The following is a 2,593-nucleotide window of genomic DNA, read 5'->3' on the forward strand; positions in this document are numbered from 1 at the left end:
CCCATCAGATACACTCCAGCTCATAACAAAAGATTTTCTTATTATGAGGATAGCTGACAGGAACTACAGTAGTAACCCTGTACTCTGTCTCTCCGTCTTTGACTATGGCATTTTCAAAGGTTTTGTCTAGGACTACTGGGCAATATTTAGGATACACAAACAAAAGGCTAGGTTTGGACTCTTTGCGGTTGTTTTGCGTCCCTTGGACTTGATACTGTCTATCAAACCTAACAGGGTTCAGAGTGACTGGGTCAGCTAATACAGCCTTACCCCAGCCATCTAGTTCCTCTGTGGTCTTTTGGATCGTTACTGTATCAACTAACAAGCGTTTGTCAATGTCTGTCATAACCCACCCCCCTGTACCCAAATCCTGCCCCTTTCAGAGCGTTCAGAGCGTCAAGTGATAAATTATACCTAGCACTTTCTAAAGAGGTCTGAGAGGTGTCTCTGTAGCTGACAGAGGTACGACCAAGCGACACGCTGGCTACTGATTGCTTGTCATCAGCAGTCATGATACCGCTGGCGTCCAGATAAGCCACTTGGAAAGCTGTTGCCATTTTGACAGCTTTCTTTCTGTGCTCAATTTCTTTCTCAAAGTCCACAAAGTCATAGAAACCATTAAGAAAGAGATTGACAGACACCTCAGCTCTCTTTAGTAATTTGTCAAAGCCCTCAACTTCATCAAAACCAAAATCCTCAAATTCTTTTTCAGTTAAATAAGCGATAGTAACCACCTCCAATTAAAAAAGGCGGTGTTACTTCTCCGCCTTTGTTGCTTTTTCTTCTTCGACACGTTCAAAGAATGGACTGAGTTCAGGGTGAGTAAGTTTCCCTTTAGCATTTAGCTCCTCAGCTGTCTTTACTTCCATGTCATATACACCATTTTCATCAAAATGCTTTTCTTTGCCGTCAACGACAAAGACCACGTTTGATGTTGCTTTGAATTTTGCCATTTTTCGTTATTCCTCCACTTCATAGCCTTGGTTCTCAAAGGCTGAAATCATGATAGGGTCAGACAGGGTAAATGATACCCCATCTTTAGTTAAAGTAACTGACTTTTTGATAGAAACTGTTTCCACCACTTCCTCTGTGGTTTCCTCAGCTACTTCTTGTGTTTCCACCACTTCCTCTGTGGTTTCCTCAGCTACTCCTTGTGTCTCCACCACTTCCTCTGTGGTTTCCTCAGCTTTCTTTCTAGCCATTACTTAGCCCTCCTTATGCTGATTTGTGAACGTAGATAGCTTTTTTCTTGTTGTCAAGAACAAAAGCGTCATAACGGATACGACCCTCAACGAGTTTACCGTTGATACCTGGTGGGTTGTCATGAACCTTGTAGTCTTCCAACTTAACAGGTGATGTGGTAGCCACTGGGTGAGCAATGATGAACTCTACATTTTGTGGCAAGCGTGATGTTGGTGTCAATACGACAGGCAAACCGTCAATCATACCAACTTGACCCTTGATAGTGACTTCTTGACCAAGGTCAGAGTTTTTCACAAATGTTGGGTCTAGTTTGATGAGTTTGTAAAACTTAGGTGACACATGCAACACACGGCCTGCTGTTGGGATAAATGCATCGGTTAGTTTGACCTGACCATCAAGGACAGCCTCATAGGCATTATCTTTAGTCACACCTGCGGTTGTGATGTGGTCTGTGTGGGCACCAGCTACGATAGTTGCAAAGCGGTAGGTATCGACCTCAGGGATAACAACTTCTGAGAGTTGACGTGCAAGAGCTTTTCCTGCCTCCATGACCCCGTTAGTGTCCTGTTCAGATTTTTTGTCAATAGTGAATGTGAAAGAACGGTCTTTCTTGAGGACCATAGTTTGAACGGTGTTGCCAAGTTCCTCAGCCTCACCGTAGCGGTTTTGGCCAGATGTCTTGTAGTCGTTCATTCCTGATGTTGGAACTGAGTAGACCTTGACTGTGTCAACGCCTGTAAAATCAAAATCCTGGTTGATAATGCCAGTAGAGAGAGCCTCTTTGGCAAAACGCTCATCAACCTTGTTGTCAAATTTAGCTGCGTAGTTTACTACCATGTAAAATTACCTCTTTCTTTTTTTGTGTGGTTTATACGCTATCAAAGCCTGCAAATAGGGCCTTGTCTTCTGCACTGAGGTTGTCAGCTCCTGCCGCTGGGTTTCCTCCTACAGAAATCTTAGGGTTAGGCTGCGGATCTCCACTCTGGAATAGATAAGGGCTGGACTCTTTGAGGTTGTTGATTGTGTCCTCTAAGATAGGCTTTCCATCTTCCCCTAGCTCAATCTTGTCTAGGTCAATGAACTTCATCAAGTCCTCTGAGTTGTAAGCTCCCACATCTTTCAAAGCAAGGGCTACAGCGTTTGTTTTTGTGACCTGAGCAAGTTTAGTCTCACTATCAGTCTTGTACTGGTCAAATTGAGCCTGTAAGTCTGCCAGCTGTTGCTTGCTTTCCTCACTAGCTCCCTCTTTAGCCTGCAAGTCCTTGATAGCTTGGTTCTGTTGCTCAAGCTGTTGTTTTAAGCTGTCGTTTTCTGCCTGTACCTCAGACTTAGCCTGTGCTTTCGCATTTTCAATACCTGCACCGTACGCTTGCATGATATTATCTAGCAC

6 protein-coding genes are annotated in these 2,593 nt (G+C 43.9%); all 6 read right to left on the reverse strand.

Annotated elements, in window-relative coordinates; genetic code table 11:
* Positions 1 to 4: 4 nt before the first annotated feature.
* Positions 5 to 346, reverse strand: a complete 342-nt coding sequence (locus ACQRDX_RS09155) for a putative minor capsid protein (protein WP_427896584.1) — start codon at positions 344 to 346, stop codon at positions 5 to 7.
* Positions 333 to 740, reverse strand: a complete 408-nt coding sequence (locus ACQRDX_RS09160) for a hypothetical protein (RefSeq protein ID WP_427886319.1) — start codon at positions 738 to 740, stop codon at positions 333 to 335. Before ACQRDX_RS09160 ends, ACQRDX_RS09155 begins: the two co-directional genes overlap by 14 nt.
* A gap of 15 nt (positions 741 to 755) precedes the next feature.
* On the reverse strand, positions 756 to 953 hold the full coding sequence (locus ACQRDX_RS09165) for a hypothetical protein (RefSeq protein WP_427886321.1): 198 nt from the start codon (positions 951 to 953) through the stop codon (positions 756 to 758).
* 6 nt (positions 954 to 959) lie between these two features.
* Positions 960 to 1,202: a hypothetical protein gene (locus tag ACQRDX_RS09170; protein ID WP_427896583.1), complete on the reverse strand. Its 243-nt coding sequence runs from the start codon at positions 1,200 to 1,202 to the stop codon at positions 960 to 962.
* Between the two features lie 13 nt (positions 1,203 to 1,215).
* Positions 1,216 to 2,040, reverse strand: coding sequence for a N4-gp56 family major capsid protein (locus ACQRDX_RS09175; protein ID WP_427896581.1), 825 nt, complete (start codon positions 2,038 to 2,040; stop codon positions 1,216 to 1,218).
* Positions 2,041 to 2,071: 31 nt separating this feature from the next.
* Positions 2,072 to 2,593: phage scaffolding protein (locus ACQRDX_RS09180; RefSeq protein WP_427896579.1), on the reverse strand; the 522-nt coding region annotated here is incomplete at its 5' end.

The sequence above is a fragment of the Streptococcus sp. SGI.013 genome (assembly GCF_050315295.1).
GTDB lineage: Bacteria > Bacillota > Bacilli > Lactobacillales > Streptococcaceae > Streptococcus > Streptococcus porcorum.